The sequence below is a fragment of the Pseudobacteriovorax antillogorgiicola genome, assembly GCF_900177345.1.
In the GTDB taxonomy this organism is placed as follows: Bacteria; Bdellovibrionota_B; Oligoflexia; order Oligoflexales; family Oligoflexaceae; genus Pseudobacteriovorax; species Pseudobacteriovorax antillogorgiicola.
In genome coordinates this window covers 27,113-49,835 of sequence record NZ_FWZT01000031.1, presented here as the reverse complement: position 1 = coordinate 49,835, position 22,723 = coordinate 27,113, and the positions used below count along the sequence as shown (strand labels likewise).

At 45.8% G+C, this 22,723-nt stretch carries 22 protein-coding genes; 17 read left to right on the top strand and 5 right to left on the bottom strand.

Translation table 11 applies throughout. The features are described from left to right. Positions 1-193: 193 nt before the first annotated feature. Complete coding sequence (locus B9N89_RS27920) at positions 194-2,248, top strand: beta-propeller domain-containing protein (protein ID WP_132325121.1); 2,055 nt, start codon at positions 194-196, stop codon at positions 2,246-2,248. A gap of 41 nt (positions 2,249-2,289) precedes the next feature. Here B9N89_RS27920 and B9N89_RS27915 read toward each other — a convergent pair whose 3' ends face one another. The 3 genes from B9N89_RS27915 to B9N89_RS27905 form a co-directional block, all read right to left on the bottom strand. After that, positions 2,290-2,853 (bottom strand): hypothetical protein, encoded by a 564-nt coding sequence (locus B9N89_RS27915; RefSeq protein WP_132325124.1) that lies wholly within the window; start codon positions 2,851-2,853, stop codon positions 2,290-2,292. Positions 2,854-2,858: 5 nt separating this feature from the next. After that, complete coding sequence (locus B9N89_RS27910; protein WP_132325127.1) at positions 2,859-3,689, bottom strand: TIGR02147 family protein; 831 nt, start codon at positions 3,687-3,689, stop codon at positions 2,859-2,861. 258 nt (positions 3,690-3,947) lie between these two features. Continuing rightward, positions 3,948-4,658, bottom strand: a complete 711-nt coding sequence (locus B9N89_RS27905) for a glycoside hydrolase family 16 protein (RefSeq protein WP_132325130.1) — start codon at positions 4,656-4,658, stop codon at positions 3,948-3,950. Positions 4,659-5,061: 403 nt separating this feature from the next. Here B9N89_RS27905 and B9N89_RS27900 point away from each other — a divergent pair, with 403 nt between their 5' ends. After that, positions 5,062-6,603 carry an FAD-dependent oxidoreductase gene (locus B9N89_RS27900; protein ID WP_159455691.1) on the top strand — a complete coding sequence of 514 codons (1,542 nt, stop codon included), beginning with the start codon at positions 5,062-5,064 and terminating at the stop codon, positions 6,601-6,603. Positions 6,604-6,646: 43 nt separating this feature from the next. Here the strand turns inward: B9N89_RS27900 and B9N89_RS27895 are convergent, their stop codons facing one another. Together B9N89_RS27895 and B9N89_RS27890 are read right to left on the bottom strand one after the other, a co-directional pair. Next, the gene (locus B9N89_RS27895) at positions 6,647-8,002 is read right to left on the bottom strand and encodes a glycoside hydrolase family 5 protein (protein ID WP_200820807.1); all 1,356 of its coding nucleotides are present in this window, start codon (positions 8,000-8,002) and stop codon (positions 6,647-6,649) included. 252 nt (positions 8,003-8,254) lie between these two features. Beyond that, complete coding sequence (locus tag B9N89_RS27890; RefSeq protein WP_132325135.1) at positions 8,255-9,307, bottom strand: pentapeptide repeat-containing protein; 1,053 nt, start codon at positions 9,305-9,307, stop codon at positions 8,255-8,257. 372 nt (positions 9,308-9,679) lie between these two features. Between B9N89_RS27890 and B9N89_RS27885 the strand changes: the two genes are divergently transcribed. From B9N89_RS27885 to B9N89_RS27825, 15 genes are all read left to right on the top strand, one after another. After that, positions 9,680-10,498, top strand: coding sequence for a MotA/TolQ/ExbB proton channel family protein (locus B9N89_RS27885; RefSeq protein WP_132325138.1), 819 nt, complete (start codon positions 9,680-9,682; stop codon positions 10,496-10,498). Next, a complete protein-coding gene (locus tag B9N89_RS27880) occupies positions 10,495-11,094 on the top strand; it encodes an OmpA/MotB family protein (protein WP_132325141.1) in 600 nt (199 codons plus the stop codon). The genes B9N89_RS27885 and B9N89_RS27880 overlap by 4 nt, the downstream gene beginning before the upstream one ends. Before the next feature lie 3 nt (positions 11,095-11,097). Further along, positions 11,098-12,720 (top strand): hypothetical protein, encoded by a 1,623-nt coding sequence (locus B9N89_RS27875; RefSeq protein WP_132325144.1) that lies wholly within the window; start codon positions 11,098-11,100, stop codon positions 12,718-12,720. Beyond that, the gene (locus tag B9N89_RS27870; RefSeq protein ID WP_132325147.1) at positions 12,720-15,440 is read left to right on the top strand and encodes a hypothetical protein; all 2,721 of its coding nucleotides are present in this window, start codon (positions 12,720-12,722) and stop codon (positions 15,438-15,440) included. The genes B9N89_RS27875 and B9N89_RS27870 overlap by 1 nt, the downstream gene beginning before the upstream one ends. Before the next feature lie 87 nt (positions 15,441-15,527). Next, positions 15,528-16,505, top strand: coding sequence for a hypothetical protein (locus B9N89_RS27865; protein ID WP_132325149.1), 978 nt, complete (start codon positions 15,528-15,530; stop codon positions 16,503-16,505). Between the two features lie 232 nt (positions 16,506-16,737). Then, a complete protein-coding gene (locus tag B9N89_RS32205; RefSeq protein ID WP_268808918.1) occupies positions 16,738-16,872 on the top strand; it encodes a hypothetical protein in 135 nt (44 codons plus the stop codon). 147 nt (positions 16,873-17,019) lie between these two features. After that, entirely contained in the window at positions 17,020-17,361 is a 342-nt protein-coding gene (locus tag B9N89_RS27860) for a mechanosensitive ion channel family protein (RefSeq protein ID WP_234996186.1), read from the top strand. A 5-nt stretch (positions 17,362-17,366) separates the two neighbouring features. Continuing rightward, the gene (locus B9N89_RS31595) at positions 17,367-17,510 is read left to right on the top strand and encodes a hypothetical protein (protein WP_159455690.1); all 144 of its coding nucleotides are present in this window, start codon (positions 17,367-17,369) and stop codon (positions 17,508-17,510) included. Beyond that, complete coding sequence (locus tag B9N89_RS27855) at positions 17,507-17,905, top strand: magnesium transporter MgtE N-terminal domain-containing protein (RefSeq protein ID WP_132325154.1); 399 nt, start codon at positions 17,507-17,509, stop codon at positions 17,903-17,905. Before B9N89_RS31595 ends, B9N89_RS27855 begins: the two co-directional genes overlap by 4 nt. Further along, positions 17,902-18,795, top strand: coding sequence for a magnesium transporter (locus tag B9N89_RS27850; protein ID WP_165931743.1), 894 nt, complete (start codon positions 17,902-17,904; stop codon positions 18,793-18,795). The genes B9N89_RS27855 and B9N89_RS27850 overlap by 4 nt, the downstream gene beginning before the upstream one ends. A gap of 178 nt (positions 18,796-18,973) precedes the next feature. Then, positions 18,974-19,174 carry a hypothetical protein gene (locus B9N89_RS27845; protein WP_132325160.1) on the top strand — a complete coding sequence of 67 codons (201 nt, stop codon included), beginning with the start codon at positions 18,974-18,976 and terminating at the stop codon, positions 19,172-19,174. Positions 19,175-19,183: 9 nt separating this feature from the next. Next, on the top strand, positions 19,184-19,768 hold the full coding sequence (locus B9N89_RS27840) for an alpha-ketoglutarate-dependent dioxygenase AlkB family protein (RefSeq protein WP_132325163.1): 585 nt from the start codon (positions 19,184-19,186) through the stop codon (positions 19,766-19,768). A gap of 9 nt (positions 19,769-19,777) precedes the next feature. Beyond that, complete coding sequence (locus B9N89_RS27835) at positions 19,778-20,752, top strand: NAD(P)/FAD-dependent oxidoreductase (RefSeq protein WP_132325166.1); 975 nt, start codon at positions 19,778-19,780, stop codon at positions 20,750-20,752. A 113-nt stretch (positions 20,753-20,865) separates the two neighbouring features. After that, complete coding sequence (locus tag B9N89_RS27830) at positions 20,866-21,450, top strand: redoxin family protein (RefSeq protein WP_132325169.1); 585 nt, start codon at positions 20,866-20,868, stop codon at positions 21,448-21,450. A 160-nt stretch (positions 21,451-21,610) separates the two neighbouring features. Further along, positions 21,611-22,222, top strand: coding sequence for a hypothetical protein (locus tag B9N89_RS27825; RefSeq protein ID WP_132325171.1), 612 nt, complete (start codon positions 21,611-21,613; stop codon positions 22,220-22,222). The last annotated feature ends 501 nt before the right edge of the window (positions 22,223-22,723 follow it).

The following is a 22,723-nucleotide window of genomic DNA, read 5'->3' as shown; positions in this document are numbered from 1 at the left end:
GCCTCTGTAACCGTTCCATGGACACCAGTTCGCTCGCAAAAGCGCAAGTTGAATACATCAGTATACAGATTGATTGTCTAAGGCCTTGATAGAAACAGGTTTAGAGCCGAATACTAAGAGCAGCTTTTGAAGGTAAGTTCTAGATTTTCGGCATGAAGACAAATGGTTAGAAAAGTCCATCAGAGGAGACCAAATGATGAAATTCTATTCGAAGCCGCTTTTATGTGGGTTATCATTAGCCCTGGGGGTCGCCTGTACAGACGGTGGTAAAGACAGTTCTGAATCCGAACTTAGTAAGCAGCGTTTTGCGAGTAATTATGCCTTAGATGAAAGCTCCCTGGTGGCTCTCACCCAGTTCGACGGATGCAACTCCCTGGAAGGGCATTTAAAGGGTCAGTATCTTAGGTACTTAGAGGAGCGCTTTGCCCAGCAAAGGGTCAATCACGCCTATTGGCTTGCCCGCAGGAATCGAGAGCTTCCTCAGGCGGAAGAAGCCTCGTCAGACATGGCTACAGAAGCCAGCGAACCTCAAGATTTTTCGAAAACTAATACCCAAGTTGAAGGTGTCGATGAGCCAGACATTGTAAAAACCAACGGTACTCATATCTTTACAGCTACTGGCAATAAGGTCCAGATCGTCAAGTCTTGGCCAGCCGCTGACATGATTGCACTTCCCGCTTTGGAGTTTCCTGGTCGGGTCAATAACCTCTTCTTGACTGAAGATCAAAAACTTGTTGTGAGCTACTTTGAGCCATATGTGGGCTCTGTGTATGATGAGTTCTATCCATACTCCTTCAATCGAGATAAGGTCTTCATAAGCAGTTATGACGTGAGTAATCCAGAAAGTCCGGTGGCACTTGCATCCTGGGCATTCAATGGCAACTACCAGTCTATGAGACGAATCGGTAGTAGCATCCGCCTTATCCAAAACTCATGGGGCTTTAGAATCGACAACTTGCAGACTTATATCGATACTTGGGAGGGCAATGGTCCGATCAGTATGAGTGAGTTCGACAAACGAGTCGACCTTGCCAAAGCTGCTAATAGCAAAGCGGTGGCAGCCGCAGCCCTAAGCGATATCTTGAATACTGGTGGTGAGACCAATGATGTATTGGGCAAGACTCCTGAAAGCTGTCAGAAAGTTTTTTCTCCTGAGGGAATTCGCAACACTGGCCTGACCAAAGTCACAACCATCGAACTTGCAACATCTACCGTCGACCAATCTGCGGTTACTGTGCCTTCCAATCATGTCTATGCATCTGAAAAAAGTCTCTACATCACGCAATCCTACAGCTGGTTTTGGCGGGGGTTGTCGAATTGGGAAACCTTAAGCTTTGTGCATCGATTTGATATACAAAATCCAAGTTCAACCCAGTACCTGGGGTCAGGAAGCTACTCTGGATATATTAATAACCAATTCTCTATGGATGAGAAAGACGACGTTTTAAGGATCGCGGTAACGGAAAATATTCCATCTTCAGAAGACACCAATGAGGACGATGACATTTGGTGGTGGCGCCCGATGAATACCATCAATCGTGTGATTACCATGAATCTGGTAGAGAATAAGTTGCAAGTTCTGGGTAAGAGTGTTGGTCTGGCCGAAGGTGAGAAAATTTATAGTGCGCGATTCATGGGCGATAAGGGCTACGTGGTAACATTTCGTCAAGTCGACCCACTATATACCTTCGATCTAACTGATCCTGCAGCACCAAAAGTTGTTGGAGAATTAAAGATACCTGGCTTTTCCACTTACATGCATCCCTTAGACGAGGGCCACCTGCTCGCAGTTGGTAACGAAGCTACCAATGAGGGGCGGATTACTGGGCTGAAGGTTAGTATTTTCGATGTGAGTGACTTTGCAAATCCAAAAGAAAAGCACAAGTTCATCATCGATAATGGCAATGGCTGGAATTGGAGCGAAGCACTCTACGATCATCATGCTTTCACATATTTCGCTAGTCGAAAGCTTCTGGCTATTCCGTTAGGCGGCTATATCGATCGAAGTTGGACTTCCGAATTGAAAGTCTTCAACATTGATACCGAGGCGGGTATTTCGAATAGAGGTTCCATCTCTATGTCGGATCTAGCAGTGTACAATGAAAATTATGGCTGGTGGTATAGCAGTCAAGTTCGGCGATCTGTGTTTGCAGATGACTTTATCTATGGAATAAGCAATTCTGGAATCAGGGCTGTGCATAATAGCGATCTAGCGGCACCGATAAAAACAGTATCCTTTGTTGAGTAGGGGCATCTAAAAAGGCGCCTGCTTGTGCAAGCGCCTTTTTCTTAGGGTTTCTTCTGGAAGGTGAGTCCATCGATACGAATGGAATTCGGTGTCCCATCATCAGCGATCGACCAAGAGATTAAAAATGACCCCGAATCAACTGAGTTTACTCGAAATGATGGGTTTGTGATTGAGAAGTCATCCTCTTGCTGACACTGATAACTAGGCTGATCTGAAGTATTTTGCCAAGTGATGTCATAGAAACTTTCGGTATCTTCATTAATAGCAACAATCTCGCTTTGATTCTGCACCTTAATCAGTAATTTCCCATCCTCTAGCTTGCTTATGTTAAAGCTTTCGCTGTGGGATTCATAACTTCCTATTGCGCCCTGAGCTATCGGTGTTCCACAGCTGTTGGCAAGCTTCAAAATTAGAATTGAAGCTGCTTCCTGATCCATCGGCGATTCTGGGTTCAGGGATGAGTCGCCATCACTTGGGGCATTTGGATGTTGATTTTTTTCAGTTTCATCGTAGACGATCCCGTTGCCTATTTCAGTACCGCAGCCTAGGTAATATTGGCTGCAGGTAATGGTTGCCAAAAGCATTAATTTATTCTTACGTTTCATTGGTTTCACCTTTTGCTTTGTGGAAACATCTGGAAATTGAGTTGGACAACCTGCTCCTTATGTTCTTCTATATCTTGATGATGCAACGCCCATTCGTGAACCTCTTTTCGAAACGCTTTGAGTTTCTGCTTCAGTTCGCCAACTTTGTCATCAGAAAGGGATAAAATCAAAGCGCCGAACTCCCTTTCAGAGACTGATATATCATCGAGGGCTTCCTGTGCTTGACAAAGAATAGTGCGATGGTATTGACGAATCGCTAGACTACGGACCTCGTCGCTAGATAGTACAATGATATCTGGAGCCGTGAAGCAATGGTTGTTCTGCTTGACAATAAAGCCATTCTCTTTGAGAAACTGGAGCGCTTTGCCAATATTTTTAACCGATGTTCGACCCGTCAATCGACGGGCTATCCAATAGGGATCATCACGGAAGTCTTTTTGCCTCGCCATCTCGCGCAGGACGGGGTAGAGCCAGTGAGAGAGGTATTCGACGGATTCTGCATCAAGCTTGCGCTTCTGCGCGTAAGGCGTAAGCCTTTTTAGCTCGTCGAAGTAAATGGCCTTGATCTGATGCTTTGATTCTTGGTTGAGCTTCACTAGAACTCGAAAGTAATTACCTTCGTTGGGGGAAAGATTCAAAGACGTTACGATTTTTTCAATGGAGTCGATACTTAGGTTCCGCTTGCCTTCCATCACAAGCTTCAAAAAGTTTGGCGAGTTGAAATCACATTGTTTCGAAAATCGCCGATAGCTGAAGCCCTGACCTTCAGACTTTCTTTGATCGTAGTAATCTTTGAGGAACTTTCTGAAGTCTGTGTAACCGAAGATTTTGATCATAAGAAAACCCTGTTGTAATCGAAGCCCTCGCTGATCAAGTATTAGCTATGTTATTGAGTGCTTTCAAGCTCAATTCGGTGATTATTGTAGGATAAAGATAAATGCGAAGTTTTATGGGCGTTCGAATACGAGAGAATACGCCCGACACTGCATTTCGATTGTATCCATTCAACTTCAGCTTAGAATAACGATCTTTGGAGTTTTAATTGAGTGCCTAAGTGACATGTATGGGCCTAGCTATGCATTCTCTGGATGCTTCTATGACTTCGGTTGATATGCATCGAGTGAATAGTATCGAAACCAATCATATGTGGCATCGACACTCCGGCCGTGATCAAAAGCAGCCTCATTCCAACAGCCACCAAAGTCAGCCATGATTTCAGGGTTTGGTAACCAGAAGTTCATCATAATCTCGCTGCTTTGGCCACCAAAGGGCGAGTCATCTCCTGGAATCCAGCCGCGTGGATGGAGGGCGCCCCGTGTCAGTGTGCGCATAAGATGGCCATCAATGTACCATTTGATGAAGTCTGGAGTCCATTCAAAGGCATAGACGTGCCAGTCGCTGATCAAGCTACCGTGAGGCAGAGAGACTTCGTGTTCGTAAGAACCAAAATCACGGGTGTCAGCCCATTCCTTAGCATACTTGCCGACGATCATATTGCTTGCAGCACGGTCGGGGTGTCGCCCCTGGAGTTCCCAGTCGATTTCGTCCCAAACCGGCAATTTAGGATAGTGGAAGGTGAAGACTGACTGTACAAAACCAGAGAGTTCGTGAGGTGCTTTCATGCGGACCTCACAGCGACCATAGCGATATTTTTTACGGGTTCTTATTTCGCCCCCCGAGTAAAGGCGATCTCCGGGGTAGCCCAGCTCTGCCTGGGAATAGCTATCCGACATGAACTCCTTTTGAATACGAAGACGTAAATAGCCGTCTCCTTCGAAGACAACCCCACGATCGCAAAAACGCACGAAGTTTTCGTAGAAGCTACCATCGCCAGTGGTCCAAATGCTCTCATTGAATTCTTGGAAGCGGTCGTCGATCTCTAGTGTATAGCCTGGGTAGATGCCAGTGTAGCCTGGATAGGCGATGAATGTGTCATTACTTGGCTTGATGATTCACTCCTTCCTACAGTTCGGAAGTCATTTCATACTGCAGGATCGGTCTGCTTGCAATTTCTGCGAGCTATGGCGCTAGTACTTGCAGCCTAGCTGCAAAAACATGCGGTTCAGTGTCTAACGTCGCCCCTTTTGGTAAAGATTAATTTAGTTTACAATTCTGCGAATGCCATTAAAAATATTAAACATTGTCAATATTAAATATTATTTCATGTCGGGAGTGACATGAAACGGGGGAATGATGATAAGAAATGATATGTCTTTCATATTAAAACGTATAGTACGTCATGTGACATGTACTATTGCTCTCAGCAGTTTGTGCTTTCCAGCAATGGCGGCGGATAAGAAGCCTTCAGAACCTAGAATTGCAATCATTGGGGCTGGGGCATCAGGTCTCACGACAGCCTATCTCCTTAAAAAACAGGGCTATCGAAATGTAGTTGTTTTTGAAAAGGCTGATGCTGTGGGAGGGGTGGCGCAGACGGTGTGGGTGAAAGGGAAGGCCTACGATATGGCGACGATGTTTGTGCCTGGGGCTTCCATATCTGGTGATGGTATCCAGCCTCTATTGCAAGAAATGATCGATCGGTCTAAGGCAAAACTGGTTCCTGCTGTAGACTTTGAAACACTGAATCTTCCAGCTAACACTTTAAGTCCATTGAATACATTTCATCAATCCTTTGAACCTCATGAGTTAAAGCGCCAGCTGCTGAAGGGCTTGGATCTAATGTCGCAATGGGCCTATTGCATCGCCAATGGTATCGATAGTGTGACATGTGGAATCAGCGATGCTCATCAACCCGATGAAAGCATCTACGATTGGGGGCAAAGGCTCGGTATCCCCGCTTTTACTCACCTCATTACTTATACTGCTGATGCACTTGGTGCAGGGCCTAGCTCGCTTTCAAACGCTCCGCGAGGCCTCGCTGGTGGATTTTATTGGACCCCGGTTGAGGTTGTTCGGGTGCTGAAAAGCTTGGGTTTTGGCGTCAATGATCTACCTCCTAACACAGCCGATAACATCGTTTCCTTATTTGCTGCTAACAAAGGTAAAGGTAGTCAACGGTGGTGGTTCTTTCAGAAGGGCTATCAAACCTTTTGGAAGAAGCTTGTTGCAAGGGAAAGGATTCGCATCAAGCTGTCGGAACCTGTTACGGCCCTAAATTTAGTGGAAGCAGAGGGGGGCCGCTACTGGCAGGTTCAAACTCCAAAAGGAAGCTATGAGTTTGACAAGGTGGTGGCTGCAACAACTCCAAGAGCCGCCATGCACTTCTTACCAGACGGGCCTCGGAAAAAGATACTAGAAACCGCCATTAATCGGACTCCACCCAATGATGTGTATCTTGCAGAGATTAGCGGCTATGACAATGCTGGGCTGCCAGAGCAGGCTGCGTGGTGGCCAGAATCTCTTGGTCTTGGAAGCATCGACCTATTAAATCCGGAATTGGGTAGTGCTGTTAAACCATTCTTTTGGCAGAAGCGCCACCGCCGGGATGTGATCTTCGTTGGAACATACACACTGTCTCCGGAGGTAAATATCGACCAAGCCTATGCTTCTGTAGAGGATTATGCTCGCTCAACCCTAGGTTTTGAGTTGACTAAGAAGATAGCTCAGAGACGGTATCCTTTTCCAGCAATTCCCATTGATCCCGTTTCGTGGTCTGAAGCTTGGTCGTCATTACAAGGTAAGGATGGTCTGATCTTCATTGGCGAAGCGTTTACTGGTTCAGGAGTTCCCGCAATCACAGCTGGTTTGAGCCAGTTGGTACCGGAGTTCTTTCCAGTTATCACACAGTAAATCTTAAAAATGGAATGATGCTGTAGGTCAGTTCAATTGCAAGCTATGGCTTTACAGCATCATAGAAGTCCTGGTGCCAAATATGGGATGGATGCCCATTGCGTATGTTCTCACGAGCAAAACGCATCATATCATCGAAGGCATCAATCGGGGGCGAGCCGCCGTCATTGATAAAGGTTTTGACTCTTTCGTAAGCAACGTTGCTTGGAATTGTCCACAGAGTCCTGTCATGAGACATTTTTTTGAAAGACCAAGGAAACGCCCCAGCAAGTGATTCGCCAGCCCAGTTTGCAATGGCTCGTAGATTGCCGTTGTCACTTTCTCCGAACTCACCAATAATCAAAGGTATATTGAGTCGATTTGTGATTTCTTCCCGGCCGAAGGTTTCCTCAGCAGGGCCATAGTGGTGAATCTGATAGATCAGATTGTGGTCCCAAGCAGCTCTTACTCCTGTCTCCTGTTGAACCTGGGGATCGAGCCAGTCGAGTTTTGTTAAATCAGAAGCCCACCAGCTGCCCTCGGCGACGATGACATGATTAGGGTCGACTTCTCGAATCGCCTTCGTTATTGCTATCAGTGATGGTAGAAGCTCAAATTCTCGTCCAGCCTGGGGCACCGGTTCGTTGATCAAGTCATAGCCGAGGATATAAGGTTCATCTCGATAGTATCGAGCGATGTGCTGCCAGATCTTGCCAGTCAAGGCAACGTTGTCGTCATCCCAGAATTGAACAGATTCTCTGGGTTGTAATTCATTCGAAAGATGGTTATCGGCATGATCCCCCGGATTTTGATACCCGGGAGCACCATGAAGATCCAGGAGCACATAGATCTCATGAGTCTTACAGAACGTAAGAAGTTGATCGATGTATTGAAAGCCATCATTTGTCAGTTCAGTACCATCCCAGAAAAGCTTATAGTTAAATGGAACCCGGACACTATTAAATCCTAAGTCAGCAAGCTCACGAATCGCTCTCTCATCAACATAACTAAGACGCCATTGGTGTTCAAATTCAGCAGCGCGTTCTACACTCCCGAGCGCAGTCGCTAGAGAGTTAAAAAACTGGGTGTGGGTGCGATACTTAAAGTCGTCCATCATCAAATAACCTTCCCAAACGAGCCAGTTACCGAGATTGATACCGTTCAGAAAAACTTCTCGACCATTGTGATCGATAATCTTTGTTCCCCGAGTATGAGAAAAACTAATTTCATCCTCCTCAGGTGATTCGCTTGGTGGTACACCTCCTGAATCCATCTTTGGTATCGAGTCCTCTTGGTTAAGGTCTTCGGAGCTGGCAGGTGGTTCCACCGTTCTTTGATTGCTTTCACGGGTCTTAGTCGTGCAGGCAAAAATTCCTGCTAATAAGAAGCCGATACTAAACGAAACTAATAGCTGGATCAAGAGGTTGCCTCCATCGACAAGTTTTGAACACAAGAGCCACCGCAAGATATGTGCCCTTGCTAAAGTTCTGCTTTCTATAGATTGGGAGTGACCTGATCGAATTGTAATCGGAATATGTTTCTAGCTGTAGAGTTTAGGTGAGCATCTTAATAGATCAAGAATTCAAAAAAAATTGAGAGTGAAGCCGATCCTGACAAGTGTGTTGCAATTCTTGCCAGGATGGACTCACGAACTGGTTAGAAGACCACTCGGTTAGCGGCAAACACCTACGGATTGCTCTGAACAAATGCGGCCATCAGTCCAGGTTGCTCCTTCCAGCTGCGCCCCAGAGAAATTGAGCCCTGTAACATCGCTCCTGAGAAAGTTAGCACCTCTAAGATCTGCGTCGGCGAAATTTATGTTAAAACTTGTAGCTTTAGAACTAGGCTGCCAGGTAGCACCTTGGAAGTTTGCACCCTGAAGCCGAGCTGCAGAAAAGTCTATTCCTAGGCTAAAAGAAGCTCCCGCGAAAGTTGTGCCGCTGAGATCTGAACCACTAAAATTGATCTGACCTTTGAGTTGAGCTGCGGAAAAATTGGACTGATTCAAACATGACCCGCTAAAGTCCGCTTCCTCAACTTGGCTATCGCTGAAATTTGCTTGGCTTAGCAAACTAGAACTGAAGTTGCTTTTCGCAATACTTGCCCTAGAGAAGTTTGCACCCCTATAATCGGAACGGTAAAAGTTATTGTTAGCTAGCAAACCACCGCTTAATTGAATCCCTTGCCCACAAGACTCCTGAAGGTTCGAAAGACGCAAAATGCTCCTAGATAAGTTGGTTTGAGACAGCCATGTCCGCGAGAGGTTTAGATTTTCAAACACTAGCTGTGGGCCGAAAAACAACGGGCTTTGTTCACAAGCGGTGAACAGGTTTTTCTGAATATCATGACATAAGCTACCCAGCGGAAGTTCATCGTCTTCGTGGTCATCATCAGGTTTTTGGAAGGGGTGCGGCGGGTATGGCACGATTTCAGCCTCAACATCTGGCTCATCTAAGTGCATTGGAGGCTTACTGATTTTTACGGGGCTTTCTTCAATGATAATCGTCACCTTAGTTTCCTGAGGTTCGACCGTGTCACGTTCTTCTTGGGATAAGATAGGTGGCAACTGTCTTGGAATGGATTGGCCTTCCGAAGGCCGTTCCGTAGCATCTTGGGCCCGACTTGCCTTAAATTGAAACGCAGCCTTACCACAGCTGCTGATTACAAAGCTTAACAAAATCATTGATAAAGGCTGAGCGCTCAGCCTGAGCATGACTAAATCCATGGTATCCCCTCACGAATTAATTTTTCATTCGGGGTTTCGGCAGATTTTGCCGAGCTGTGAATCGAAAAGGTTCCCCATTTCGAGGAAGTACAAAGACGACCGGAAACCTTCTAGTCCAAAAGAACTGAAAAGACTTCACTAGGCTGCATTATTTTGAAGGTTACCAAGGCGTATTTTCGAGGTGTTGATTTTTCAGACAGACGCCATTTGAAGAAACGTTCTGGCTTTCGGATCAATTGGAACACGAAAACTTGAGGTGAAATAACCTAATAATAACATATCTTTATATAATAATCTAAAGGCTTTGTCAGGCGGTTCGCAAATTGCATCGTAGCCTGTGGTCGTCACCTTAAGTTCAATGAAGGATACATCATGTTTAAGTTTAATGGCTCTGCAGAGAAAACAGCTGTCAGCGCAGTAGTTAAGGCACCAAAATTGGGAGTGAACCAGAAGGGTGCTGGTGCCGGGGTTGTGGGGCTTTTAGGGTTTGTAGGGCTCTTACTTCTATCGATCGTCTTCTTCGTTACGGAGAACTACTTTGTATCGATGGCGATTATCTCCGTTGGCCTTATGGTCTATGTAGCGGGAACAGATGTGGTGAAGATCTTTCTTTCATCGTTTACGGTTTTCTTTTCAAGTCGTCATGTGATCGAAAAAGCCGCATGTCTAGTAGAAACCAACGATGCCCTCAATAAGGCCCTTTCCATTAAAAAGAATAAGCAAGGCCATATCAAAATTGGTCCCGTTGCTGAGGGTGAAGTTATTCGCCTTCCTGATAATCCCTTTACTAGAGACATCCAACGATTGGCAAAAGATGGTAAGGACTACGAATATGCAGAATTCGTTGCCCACTCATACTATACCGAGTGTCATGAGCTTTATGACTACTCTCATGCAAACCTTGAGTTTGTCGCTGACGCCATGCCACTTTTCGGTTTGATCGGTACTATCATAGGTTTGATCGCCATGTTTGATGGCTTAGGTGCCAACGTTTCTATTGAATCACTGACTCCCCAGCTTGCTCTAGCTCTTAAGACAACACTTTACGGTGCGGTCTTCTCGTCAGTCTATAAGATCGTGGGATCGCGCTTTGATCAAAGACTCAAAGCCCTTGACTATGATTATGAAACTGTTTGTCAAGCTATCAAAGTGATCATCGAAAACAAGAATGAAGTCGAGGTAGAGATTTGAGTCGAGTAAATCTGCGACGCAGAAAAGGTCGGAATCCATCTTGGCAGGTGATCTACATGGATTTGATGACCAATATCATGGTTTTCTTCGTTATCATCTGGTCTTTGAGTCCGGGTGCAGACGATGGCATCAGCGATACCATTGGCGATGTCACCACTCGATTGATCAATCTACCTGGTGATGTTCTCTTCTCTCCTGGTAAGGCAAGCCTTTCAGGTGAGGGTAAGGATGTCCTTGGAAAATTGTTTCGGGATCAAGATGGTAATGGTGTTCTGGGTTTCGATGACAATGGTGTTGTTAAACGAATGATTGTAATCCACGGGCATACTGATAACGATGGCCAAAAGTCAAAAAATATTGATCTAGGATACCGACGGGCGTTATCAGCCTATCAGGAAATTCAGCGTTATAATCCAGGTCTCAGTGAGCATGCTGTGATATGTACCCATGCAGACAACTCTCCGGTGGAAGAAGTTCCACTGTTTAAAGGAAAGATCTCTAAGGAACAACGGGAGATCTTGAGAGGTTTGAAATCTAAGAATCGTCGAATCACTATTGAAGATCGAACGGTGAATCGCTTTGATAATGAAGAGTAAATTGTGAAAATTGGACTTAGAACTATCACGATTCTCACCCTTCTCGCTGCCTTATTAGGCCTGGGTTGGGCTTTGGATCTGTTTAAACTATCATACATCGAACGATTGCAACCATTAACCCTGACTGTCATTGGTGGTTTGACCTTACTATTTACAGACATTTGTGGACGTCTTCTCGGGCAAAGACGAGCCAGTGATTTTGGCTTTTCAATTTTGAAACGAGGGCAAGAACTGCCAGGAAAAGTTGTTCTTTTGAATATCTTCCGTCTGGAGTTTTCCCTGTTTGAGAATCGTGGGCGACCCGCCTTAGAGCTTCCTCTGTGGTTGCAGAAAGCTTTGCTACTTCCAGCTTTCTTTCTGATCACAATGCTAGTTGTCAACAGCCGGACGCTGATCTTGATGGCTGATGCCCCACGCTATTTCGAAGAGTCCAACAATCAATACTGCCCTGATGAAGATGACGAGGCAGAGGCTGAAGAACAGGTGCCACCAGGTTGTGAGCTTGTCATTCGTGCTTACAAGCTTGGCTATAGCGATTCTTTGGGTGACTGTGAAACGAAGAAAGATCAGCAAGAGGGGGAAGATGGAATTTGCTACAAGAGGCAGAAGGATGAACCGTTCCTTCATTTTACCTACCGCCAGTTAGAAACAGTTTATCAAAATTTCGATCTTTGGCTGAACGAAAATTCTGTCAGTGATCAAGTCAAAGACTTCAAGGAGAAAACTGCTAATCTTGATAAGTTGGTCAAGGCCCAGCAACACTCCATGGAGGCTAGTCCCCATAGCGTTCATCATATTTTTACAAACTTGGCTAAGCCGCCCCAATCTTTAGAGCAAAGGTTCCGCGAGTTGACTGAATCGAACTACTGCTTACAAAAGTATTCTGACTTGCCTCATACGATTCGCCTTGAACACGGTTGGGACACCTACAACAGTCAGAACTTTGAATTCTCCTACGCCCATCTCCTGTTCAATGATCGGCATCAACCAGCAGCTGGATTCTGTCGTGAATTTGCGATTCATTGGGCTGCTGATACTGATAGTTGTGATAGACTGTCAGCCAATCCCGAGGAGTTTTTGAAAGATCATGGTATTTGGAGCGATGTCAACGATGTTCTTCAAAGACAGGATTCACTTGCATATCTTGGTGGCTATGACGAGCGGCCACGAGAGCATCTACTATCTCGCGTCGTGTCATTCCAATGTCTAAACTTTAATGAGCTAGCTCAAGAAGTTGAAAGTAGGACGTATACTATTTCCGGGCAGGATGTGGCTAGTGCTACGGTGACTCTGGTTCAAGAGGATCAAGTCAAACCTCATAAGCTGCCGCGAAAAGTAATGAAGGGTTTAGCTAAAACCCTAATTCCTCACTTTTCCTATTCCACCTATCTCAGCAATCAAGAGTTAGCTTCGAGCTCTGAAGAGGACTTTGCAGCTCGATTTGAAGAAGTGTCACCGATGCTTCTGACGCAGCTTGAGTATCTCCGCAAGGCAGACATTATGTTAGGGCACGATTGGCTACAAGAGCAGCCTGATCTTCTAGAAGTCTATCCTTGGCATCTACATTTGTACAATTTTGTTGATTCCTTTCGCAAGGAGTATCGAAACTCTCGGGGGAGGTTATAATGATGCGATCGATAGTCCTTCTGATTCTAGTCAGCTTACCCTTCGCTTCATTGTCAGCACAAGATGGCGATGGTTCTCCCTATGCAGCAGTAAATCGCGCGGAGCATATACGGCAGGCAATCGATCATTTTACCCTTTATAGCAAGGACGACATAAACAAGTTCCGTGAATACGTAGCTTTTATGAAGAAGACAAGTTGCCGGTCCTCGGATCTGGAATTAAAAGTACAGTGTTTGAGTCAAGGTGCGAAAGACTACTGCCAAGAGTTTGACGAGCGAGATCGCAATGGTTGTCACAAGGTTCTCGATATTCTTGTCGCTGGAGAGCTAGGTCTTCGTGACTTCATTAGCGCACGAGAGCAGGTAAAAATCCTGCAAAGTCCTGATAGCCACAAAAATTCACTACAAGAAGAGCTATGGAATCGCTATGCTGAGCTAGCCACAAGCTTTCGTATATCCCCAGAGATTACTTGCTTAACGCGGAAAGAGGATTGTTTTGCGATCTCAATAGATTCCTTCTGCCGGAAACAAGCAGACTATGGACATTCCACATGGCAGGCATGCTCATCAGCCTTGATCCAATTTATAACGGCTGATGCATCGATGACTCAGGGCCTCATTAAGGCTAAGGAAAAGCCCCAAGAATCTGAGGAGGAGGACAAGGACGAGCAGAAGATGCCTGGAGTTTTTGTTGTTAGCTTTGAATCGGACCTTTTTCAGCATGGCTGGATAGCAAGAGCGATGGAGCGCACAACCTTTCACGTCCTTTCAGGCTTTGAGCGTCTCGAAGGCCGTCCCGCACCAGCTGAGTTTCATGAAACATGTTATCCACTCAATTGCCAATTAGAGTGGCTTGGTCGAGAAGGTGTTCATATCTTCATAAAAGGTAAGATCGTTTACGATGATCTAATCCTTCAAATCTATGATATACAAAACGAAGAACTCATATCAGACAGCATTTACAAGATTAAAGCTGGAAGTGATTTGAATCATTTCAAGATAGAAATGTTCAAAAAGATCCGAGCGTTCAGTCGTCATGGAGGCATTCTAGATTCTATTGAGGCTCGTCAGGACCTTGAAGCACTAACCTCCGAAGACTTGGTTAGTAAAGAAAAATTTTTTGAAATCCTGGGAATCGACGATCCTTATAGTGTTCCCGCAGTTCTGCTAGAAATTGGCCTAAAGATCTATCCAATCGTTGGCGGTCTCCTTTGGGGTCTCATGCTGGTGTTTCTTAGCAAGGTTATTTTCCCTAGGATCTATGGTTTTGATAGTTTTGCAAACCGTGTTCAACCCTCGTTACTCAAATCATGGGCTCTGATTTCGAGCTGGCGCTTGGTGATTATGACAATTGTTTTAGCTCCAAGTATTGGGATTTTGTGGTGGCTAAAACAGTCATCACTGCTACCCGACTTACTCTATTGGACCTTGGCAGTCCCTGTGATTGGTTTGCTAAGTTTGTTTGTTCTCGCCTTGATTTCGGAGAGTCTGACTCTTATAAAGGATAGAAAACGAATCATCGGTAAGGCCCGCTCTGACAATGAGCATCATAAAGCCCTCCAGCGCTACTTTGAAGAATACCTAGCCCGTAATGACCTGACGATGGAGCCACGGCTGATCAAAAATACCCTATTTTTAGCACAAAAGGCGGAGGGTGTGATTAGCTACGGTGGTGCTCTAGGCAAGGCTCGAATTGTGATTGATCAGGAGTTAATTGATCTTGCCATAGGAAATCTAGAGGATCAGCCCGAAGATGATACTGCACCAATCGAGGAGATTCCGGTGACCTTCGAGCCCGATGAAGATAGCGAAGAACTAGATTCAGAGGACGAGGACGAGGACGAGGAATTAAAGATCAGACAAGATAAAAAGCTCAAATCCAAGTTTATGAAGTTCGAACAGTTTAAGAATCTTACATCGTTTAAAGACTTCGAAGTCGAAGCGTTGGGTGAGAAAGGCTTGTCCGTCGATGAGCCAGAGCCAGAGCTCCCAGAGCAAGCTGTGGATCAAGAAGAGGACGAAGATCCAGACTTTGTTCGCAAGGTGGAGACACGGACTGAACACTACCAGGACTTTATGTATGGTCTTCTCCTCAGTGAACTCGGTGCCGTTTATGCTAGGCACAGCTTGTTCAAAAGCTTCAGCAATTCTTTGTCTGAAGTACGTTGGAGGCTGCCTGGCGGATTTAGGTCCTTTGGAGAGTATCTGACGCGAACCTATAAGCGTAACTACAGCCGCTATCCTCATTTGATTAAGGATTCTTTGGTAGCAGCCTATCGTGGAATTCCTCATATGCTTCAATATTTATATTTACGTCAAAATGATGATAAATCAGTGTTAACCAACAATGCCGATGGTCAGCAGCTTTGGATTCGAAGTCATGAGATTCTCGACATCATTCTTGCTGAAGATAAAGAATCAGAAGAGGATAGCTACTTTAATAATGCAACGTTCAAAAATAGAATTGTTTGGCTCAATCATCATATCAGCTCGAAGCAGAGAGTGAAACGACGTACCAGTGTGATTGTACGCTTGGCTCGATTAGCTCTGATCTTAGCTCTCATAGGGGCAGCTGGCTACAAGGTCTACGAATCTGTCCACTATAATGATATCTATACCTTTAGAATCGATGAGCAGAAGCGAAAGATCGCTGAGGCCAAGGAGGAGCGAGAGAAAAATAAAATACCTCCCCTGCTGCCTTCAGACCCGAAAGAACCTTAATACAATATAATCTGATCCAGAAAGCTGCCGTTTGGCAGCTTTTTTTTTGCCACAGTGATACACTGGGATGAACCGCAGGGAGATGTCATGAGATACTATTTGCCATATCCAGATATATCGGGAGCTGTTCAGGGAAAGCGTTTGATACTTCAAGGACCCAGAGAGCAGATTTACATCAACCTAGATCATTCTGATCGCAATCGGGTTATCGAAGGTTTGTCCTTTTTTTCTCAAAAACCTGAGCATGACTCCTGCCAATGGTTGCTCCACAAGCTTGCTCATCTCCCAGTATGTTTTGTAAGCTCAAAGCTAACAGGTTCCAAAAAAAGACTGGAGATTGAATGGATAAAATTCGAGCATTGGGCGAACTCAGATGATTTTACCTGTCGGAGCCGCTGGTTTAGCATCTTTCTCGATCCTATTCCATTCTATACAAAGTTTCGCTATTTTATTAACTCTTTTAGATTCCCCGAAACTCCACTAGAAAATGCTTTTGCGAAAGATCCTAGCACATTTATGAAGATTGCTAAGCTAACCTTCGCTCAAAGCAAGTATCTTGCCACTCGGCTTGAGTCTTTCTACGATTCTGAAGCAAGCTTGCCGCGTCATATGGAAACGATGATTACCGATATGCAAGCGTACGTGCTAACTGTGGAAGGCTCTATGTCAGCCCTCGATCTGAATCAAGGCTGGGATGACTTAGTGCTAAAGGAAACGAAGAAAGTTTTCGAATCATTTGAGCAAGCTTATAAGCGGCGAAGCCTTCATGCCTACCTAGTGCTTGAAGTTATCGAGCGAGCTATCTACTTGGATGATCATCCTATAAAAACGCTGTTACAGAAGATGTTTACCTTCAAACTTTTTCAAAGAGACTATCTTACAGTAGATCTTGACCAGGGCAAGAGCGACGGAATATTTACCTTATTATCAGATACAGGACGGATTCCTATAGGCCATGGGCGAAGGATGATTGAAGAATCCCTTTCAGTTTTGGAGCTGTTCATGAGCCAGCAAGATCTCATTCATAACCAAGTGATCCCTCATGATGCACGACGCTTGGGTTAATGAATCTAGCGGGGCGTGCAGAGCTTGTTGAGCTGCGAGGCCTAGGGTATTAGGCCCAATCTGAAGACTACCCAACTTTTTGCAGGGCTTTCTTCGCAAATATTCCTTAAAGCAGAGCTGAAGTTTTGGGCGTGTTAGCCCTAGTAGATTAAAAATATTTGAGAAAATGCTGAGACAGCTCTATATTTGTTGGAATGTCCGCGGGAATTGCGGCCATCATAGGGAGCTTAACATGTCAGTACTATCAAGTTTGCAGGAGAGATTTGGCGCTCAGCTTAGCTCCTATAGTTACGATATCATCCTGGCGCTATCAGTGCTCGGTTTTGGAGCTGCTGCTGCATTTCTGGTCAAGAAGGTGAGTTTTTAGCTGATAAAAAAGCTTCAGTCAAACGACCATCGTATTCTTCGGGTGGTTGGCCCACTTCAGTTACATGGTATCGCTGTAGGTGTTTCGAGGGTTCTTTTCTGGACCACCTTTTTTATTTCTTTTGCGCTAACCATGCAGCTATTTGGTGTGGATATTTTCCAGGAGTGGATGAAAATTCTCGCGAACTTCATACCAAACCTCTTCGGCGCTGTATTGATTCTTATCAGTGGTTTTCTGTCGGCGAAGTTTCTCAGGGATTTCTTACGTAGAACGTCGGTGGCAGCAGGCTTAGAAATAGCAAATAGTTTGCCCACCATCGCCTACGTCAGTACCTGCGCGATCACGGTTCTGGTATCCATCAAGCAGGTTGGTATTGATGTCGAGTTCTTAACCTCAATAATCCTGATTGTTTTATTTTGTACGCTCCTTAGTGGGGCTATCTCGTTTGGTATGGGGTCAGCGGCCATCGTAACAACTATGAAGCGATGAAGCGGATGCAGCAAGCGAAACGGGGGCGATTGAGCCGAGAGGATTCTTCTGTTGCTGGTCAGGCCTTAGGGGAACTGTACACGATCGGTTTCTCGGCATTGGTTAGTAGCACAGCTTCTGTCGTGCCCCAGGTGGAGGAACGCTCATGAAAGATCTCGCCGCCCTTGGCCTGATTTCGGATTTCATTACCAAATTCCCTCGTAAGGCATCGGAAGCATTTGAATCGTTTCTGCCAGAACAGCAACTGGAAATCATTGAGCAGCTACCGGCCTCGTCGAGCGCGATCCTTATGAAACGCGTGAACCCTGATATAGCTGCTCAGTTGCTGCAACAAACCAAGTCTGTGATAAAGATTATCAAGGCTAGTGATCCAGCCCTTATGGTTAGGATTTTGCTTAGAATCGAAGAAAAGGCGAGAAAGTCTATTTTGGATCAGCTCCCGGCTAGCCTTGCTAAGGAGATCGAAGGCCTTTCCAGTTACCCCTTGGATTCTGCTGGCTCATGGAAGTACGATTCCATGTCTTCCATCCTAGCGATTGTGTGAACGACGTTATCGAAAGGCTGAGAAAGGCCCGTGGTCATAACATTAGTAGCGTCTTTCTCGTTGATTTTGATGGCGTGCTGCAGGGTAGAGTTTATCTTCAAGATTTGATCAGTGCTGAGGGCAATACCTTGCTAAAGGACATATCGAAAAAAACTCCATGGGTTCAAGAAATGGCTCCCAGGGATGAGATTGTCGAAGTGGTTGAGAAAAACCAGGTGCCATCGATCCCTGTTCTGAATAACGATCAAGTGATACTTGGGGTTATTCGTTACGAACAACTGGTGAGTATTGTCCATCAAGACGCACTGGATGACCTGCAAAAGATGGTGGGGGTAAGCAAGGATGAAAAAGCCTTATCGACGCCGTTCTTTTCAGTGCGAAAGCGCCTACCATGGCTCTCCGTGAACCACCTTACAACATTTCTAGCGGCGTTTGTTGTAGGTGTCTTTGAAGATACAATTGCTAAAATCACAGCGTTAGCAGTCCTACTCCCAGTGGTTGCTGGGCAATCAGGAAATACTGGTGCCCAATCCCAAGCGGTGACCATGAGGGGCCTGGCACTTCGAGGAATCAGACTTCGTCACAAGTGGCGAGTCATGGTTAAAGAGGGAACGGTGGGACTGATCAACGGTGCGGTGATCGGAGCCTTATGCTCGGTATCGGTTCTCTACTGGAGTCAGTCGGCTGCCTTAGCTGGGGTGATAGGAGTGGCGATGGTGATCGCTATGGTAGCTGCGAGTCTTTCAGGGGCTGCAATTCCCATGATTTTAACAGCTCTCGGCCAAGACCCAGCGACAAGCTCATCCATAGTACTCACCACCATAACCGATATCGTGGGATTCGTTAGCTTCCTGGGGCTAGCTACATTGTTTATTAGTCAGCTAGGCTAGAGGTGGTTAGAAGCGCTAGGATTAGCGGATTCATCCAGCTCTCTAAAGCCCTTAATAAGGTAAGGCCATGGGTTGGATCGTGTGCGTTCATTTGTTGCGGTAATATTTTCCCTGAAGCTGTCGATACTAGTAGTAGATAAAATGGCGGTTGTGTTGTGATCACTAAAGGGAGAGTATTATGAAGGTTTTAGAGAAGGTCTTGGGGTTTTTAGAAGGCAAGCCTAAGGTCGATCAGGTGATGCCTCGGCGTAACACCGACTGCGAGATGGTCTTCGACGTTGACTGCTTTATTGATCCTCATCGTGGAGATAGGGTAGAGTTGGTGCACCATGATTCAGGGGAGGTCATCGCCCTGGTGACACCTAAGAAACTTAGATAGATTGGACCTATGGATTCTGAAAATCTTCTGCCCCGCGATGGCGAAGCGTATTTGTTCCCTCAAGTTTTCAGCCCGGAAGAGTCGCAGCAACTCTTCCAGTCTCTTTATCAAAACGTGATCTGGCGCCAAGAGGAAATCATTCTATTTGGCCGAAAGGTGATGCAGCCTCGCTTGACAGCTTGGTGTGCTGACTCAGATAAGCATCTGCGGTATTCAGGTATCACCATGATTCCTGATCCTTGGTCGAAAGAACTGATTCTTATTAAGAGTCGGGTGGAATCTGTTGCGAGACAGAGCTTTAATGGTGTTTTGCTCAACCTCTACCGAGATGGCAGGGATTCTATGGGCTGGCATCAGGATAACGAAGTTGAATTGGGCCGTCGGCCTTGTATTGCGTCGGTGAGCTTCGGCGCTCATCGCAGCTTCCATTTCAAGCATCGTAGCACCCAGGACTTAAAGGTTAAACTCGAACTCGAAGATGGGAGCCTACTATTGATGCAGGGAGATTGCCAGGATCATTGGCTACATTGCCTACCGAAACGACTACGGATCGATCGGCCAAGAATCAATCTGACATTTCGAAAGCTGCTGTAAAGGAGGGGCATGAGTCATCAAAAGCGAATTGCCATTATTGGAACTGGGATCGCTGCTGCGGCGATCAACCATCGGTTGGCAAACAGATATCAACTTGCATTTTATGAGAAGGCTCGCGGCGTTGGGGGGCGTATGAGTCATCGTTTTGTGAATGGTGTTGGTGATTTTGATCACGGGGCTCAGTTCTTCACAGCCAGGGACCCTGAGTTCAAATCGGTCCTAGAGCCCTATCTCAAACTGGGGCTGATATTACCCTGGGAAGCGAAGCTTGCTTATCTCAAAGAATCAGGAGAGATCGAACCAGCTCGCAAGGAGGCTCGGTATGTGGCGAGCACAGCGAACAGCCTAGTTAAGGAGCTACTTCAAGGCGCGTCCATAAAAACTAGAACAAGGATCACATCCCTTAGGAAGGACGGCCCACAGTGGTATCTTGTGAGCGAAAATGACGAGGATTTGGGGCCTTTCGATTATGTCATCACCACAGCTCCTTCAGTTCAGAGTCAAGCCATCCTAGGAGATCATTGGCAGCTTTCTATTCTACCGCCTATGAAGCCCTGTTTTTGTGTGATGTTAGGCCTGTCTCCTGAGACCAATCTCGCTTGGCAAGGGGCGTTTGTGAAGGACCCTATTTTATCTTGGTTTGCCTCTAATAATAGCAAGGGGCGGAAGGCTGACGAGCTTTGTTTGACGCTCCACGGTGCTGAAGAGTGGTCATCTCACTACGAACCCAAGCAAGCCCATGACATGGAGGAAATCCTCGTGAAGCGGTTCTTGAAGCTTTTTCAGCTAGATAATGCGACTATCACCCATCGCTCTAGCCATTACTGGCGATACGCTCGCCCCGCTGCGGCTTATGAACAAGCCTATTTATGGAATCCAGATCTTAACTTAGCCATGGCTGGGGATATATTTAATGGCGGTCGGGTTGAGGGAGCTTTTTTAAGTGGCTTGCAACTGGCTCATGGGATTCTCGAATCAAAATAAGGCCACAAATATACAGTTGACAAGTACTGTAGTAAAAAAGAACTTTGGGCTCAGCAACAATGCTAGTATTTTGACCCAGGGTTAAAATTTTCATTCTTAGAAAGGACCATGACATGTTTCGAACGAGCCTCATTCTCGCTGCCGCACTTGCTACTGGCTGCGCGTCTACTGACTATAGCAAGATGCCAGTCACTAAAGAGTCTGTTGCGTCGGGAACTTCTGTCAAGCGACAGGGTCAATCGATCCCCTTATATAAGGGCAACTTGGAGGTAGGAGACAATATCAATCCGATGCTTCAAGAAATTGGTTACCCAGCAGTGAATACAGTTTCCGTCGTTAGCATTGTGCCGTCGATCGATACCAAGGTTTGCGAAGCACAGACCCATATTCTAGGCGAAAGCGATCTTCTGAATCCAGCGGTTCGAAAAATAACAGTGAGCCGCGATACGCCAATGGCCCAAAAGCGTTTTGCTGAGGCTGGCAAGCTCCAGAATATCGATTACATCTCTGATTTTAGTCATGGCAGATTCGGAAAAAAATCAGGGCTGCTAATGAAAGGGCCCGAATTATTAGCCCGGGCAGTGATGGTGACGGATGCCACTGGTAAAATTGTTCATCTTCAAATCAACGATGACATCACATTGATGCCTGATATGGAGAAAGCCTTTGCCGTAGCTAACAAGCTGGTTGCAAAGTAAGATCAAGCTCAGCAAGAGTTCGGAAGGTTCTCCACTTCACGGAGGTCGGCCGAACTCTTTGTAAAACAAACCCCCTCGTGACCCACCACATCTAAGGTCTTGCGATCACTCTAAAAATGGCCAAGAATAATGCACTCGTTTACGACTCATGGGAGATGCTATGAAAGTGATACAAGGAATTCTAGTGTTGTGGGCTTGTCTCTTTGGATCGCAGTGGGGCCTTGGACAGGATGCACGATCAGAGGCTATCGCTCTGAGTCAGAATGTGAAATGGCGATTGCTTGATCTTCAGGACCGCAGTGAAAAGCTTGCAAGTGAAACCAATACACCCTCAGTTTCTGACATTTTAGAGCAGGCCGCAGATATTGCACAGAACCTGAGATACGATGTAAACAGCAAGATCATAGAGCCTTTGGAGCAAGGTTTTGCATTACGACAAGCTCGCCGTGGCTTGATTGTTCTTAGCCGTGATCTGGAGTCACTGAAGGGGAAAATTGGTGAACTCAAGCGCGGTCCTGAAAAGGTTAGCCAGGATCTGGCTGCTGTGGTTGTTGCCTTCGAACAGCTTAGTGATTACCTAGATGAACAATGCGGTGGCGATAAGCCTAGCCCTGATCCAGGGGTGGAAAAGTGGGCTTGCGTCGTAGCTGACCCCTTTGGCAATCGCTATCGTGCTACTGGGGAGCGGGAAGGCCAAGCGGGGAATCGCGCCTTTGACCTTTGTCTTGAAGTGGCTCAAAGGTGTTCCTTGCTTTACTGCGAGGTTGTTTAGCAAAAATCAGGCATGATTACTATGAGCCTCCTTAAATCGTGCCGGGTATTAATAAGCGGTTCTATGCCAATCGAGAAGCTCAATCATTCCTAAAAAACATGTCATAATGTAGTCAGTTTAGAGCATGAAAGCAAAAGGCTCACACCAAGTTACGATTTACAGGACGGGGCGTGGGTATAGGAGCTGAACGTCGCTTTTTTAGAGGTTATTGGCGGGCATAAGACCATTCAGCTGCACAATCAGGACTCCGCGTCGTTGATTGACAAGTCATAGCTTTCATTGGAGAATTGTTCTTTACAATAAGATGGCTCAGTAATCAGGTAGGTTTTGTCTTTGGAAGCAGGGTCATCGAGGGCCAGTTAAGTCTGCTCCTTAAACCAGGTTGGGTACAGAGGTTTGGTGCACGAAAAATCCCATAATGCTTTCGTCTAAGTGTTGGATCGATTCTACTATAACTATCCGAAATTATACATTTAAATCTCGCTTAGATGGCCTCTATTG

What these genes read in the sequence shown, in the direction of transcription:
- B9N89_RS27920 (WP_132325121.1), top strand. Translation starts at nt 194, where the DNA reads ATGATGAAATTCTATTCGAAGCCGCTTTTATGTGGGTTATCATTAGCC.
- B9N89_RS27915 (WP_132325124.1), bottom strand. Translation starts at nt 2,853, where the DNA reads ATGAAACGTAAGAATAAATTAATGCTTTTGGCAACCATTACCTGCAGC.
- B9N89_RS27910 (WP_132325127.1), bottom strand. Translation starts at nt 3,689, where the DNA reads ATGATCAAAATCTTCGGTTACACAGACTTCAGAAAGTTCCTCAAAGAT.
- B9N89_RS27900 (WP_159455691.1), top strand. Translation starts at nt 5,062, where the DNA reads ATGTCTTTCATATTAAAACGTATAGTACGTCATGTGACATGTACTATT.
- B9N89_RS27890 (WP_132325135.1), bottom strand. Translation starts at nt 9,307, where the DNA reads ATGGATTTAGTCATGCTCAGGCTGAGCGCTCAGCCTTTATCAATGATT.
- B9N89_RS27885 (WP_132325138.1), top strand. Translation starts at nt 9,680, where the DNA reads ATGTTTAAGTTTAATGGCTCTGCAGAGAAAACAGCTGTCAGCGCAGTA.
- B9N89_RS27870 (WP_132325147.1), top strand. Translation starts at nt 12,720, where the DNA reads ATGATGCGATCGATAGTCCTTCTGATTCTAGTCAGCTTACCCTTCGCT.
- B9N89_RS27865 (WP_132325149.1), top strand. Translation starts at nt 15,528, where the DNA reads ATGAGATACTATTTGCCATATCCAGATATATCGGGAGCTGTTCAGGGA.
- B9N89_RS32205 (WP_268808918.1), top strand. Translation starts at nt 16,738, where the DNA reads ATGTCAGTACTATCAAGTTTGCAGGAGAGATTTGGCGCTCAGCTTAGC.
- B9N89_RS31595 (WP_159455690.1), top strand. Translation starts at nt 17,367, where the DNA reads ATGCAGCAAGCGAAACGGGGGCGATTGAGCCGAGAGGATTCTTCTGTT.
- B9N89_RS27855 (WP_132325154.1), top strand. Translation starts at nt 17,507, where the DNA reads ATGAAAGATCTCGCCGCCCTTGGCCTGATTTCGGATTTCATTACCAAA.
- B9N89_RS27845 (WP_132325160.1), top strand. Translation starts at nt 18,974, where the DNA reads ATGAAGGTTTTAGAGAAGGTCTTGGGGTTTTTAGAAGGCAAGCCTAAG.
- B9N89_RS27840 (WP_132325163.1), top strand. Translation starts at nt 19,184, where the DNA reads ATGGATTCTGAAAATCTTCTGCCCCGCGATGGCGAAGCGTATTTGTTC.
- B9N89_RS27835 (WP_132325166.1), top strand. Translation starts at nt 19,778, where the DNA reads ATGAGTCATCAAAAGCGAATTGCCATTATTGGAACTGGGATCGCTGCT.
- B9N89_RS27830 (WP_132325169.1), top strand. Translation starts at nt 20,866, where the DNA reads ATGTTTCGAACGAGCCTCATTCTCGCTGCCGCACTTGCTACTGGCTGC.
- B9N89_RS27825 (WP_132325171.1), top strand. Translation starts at nt 21,611, where the DNA reads ATGAAAGTGATACAAGGAATTCTAGTGTTGTGGGCTTGTCTCTTTGGA.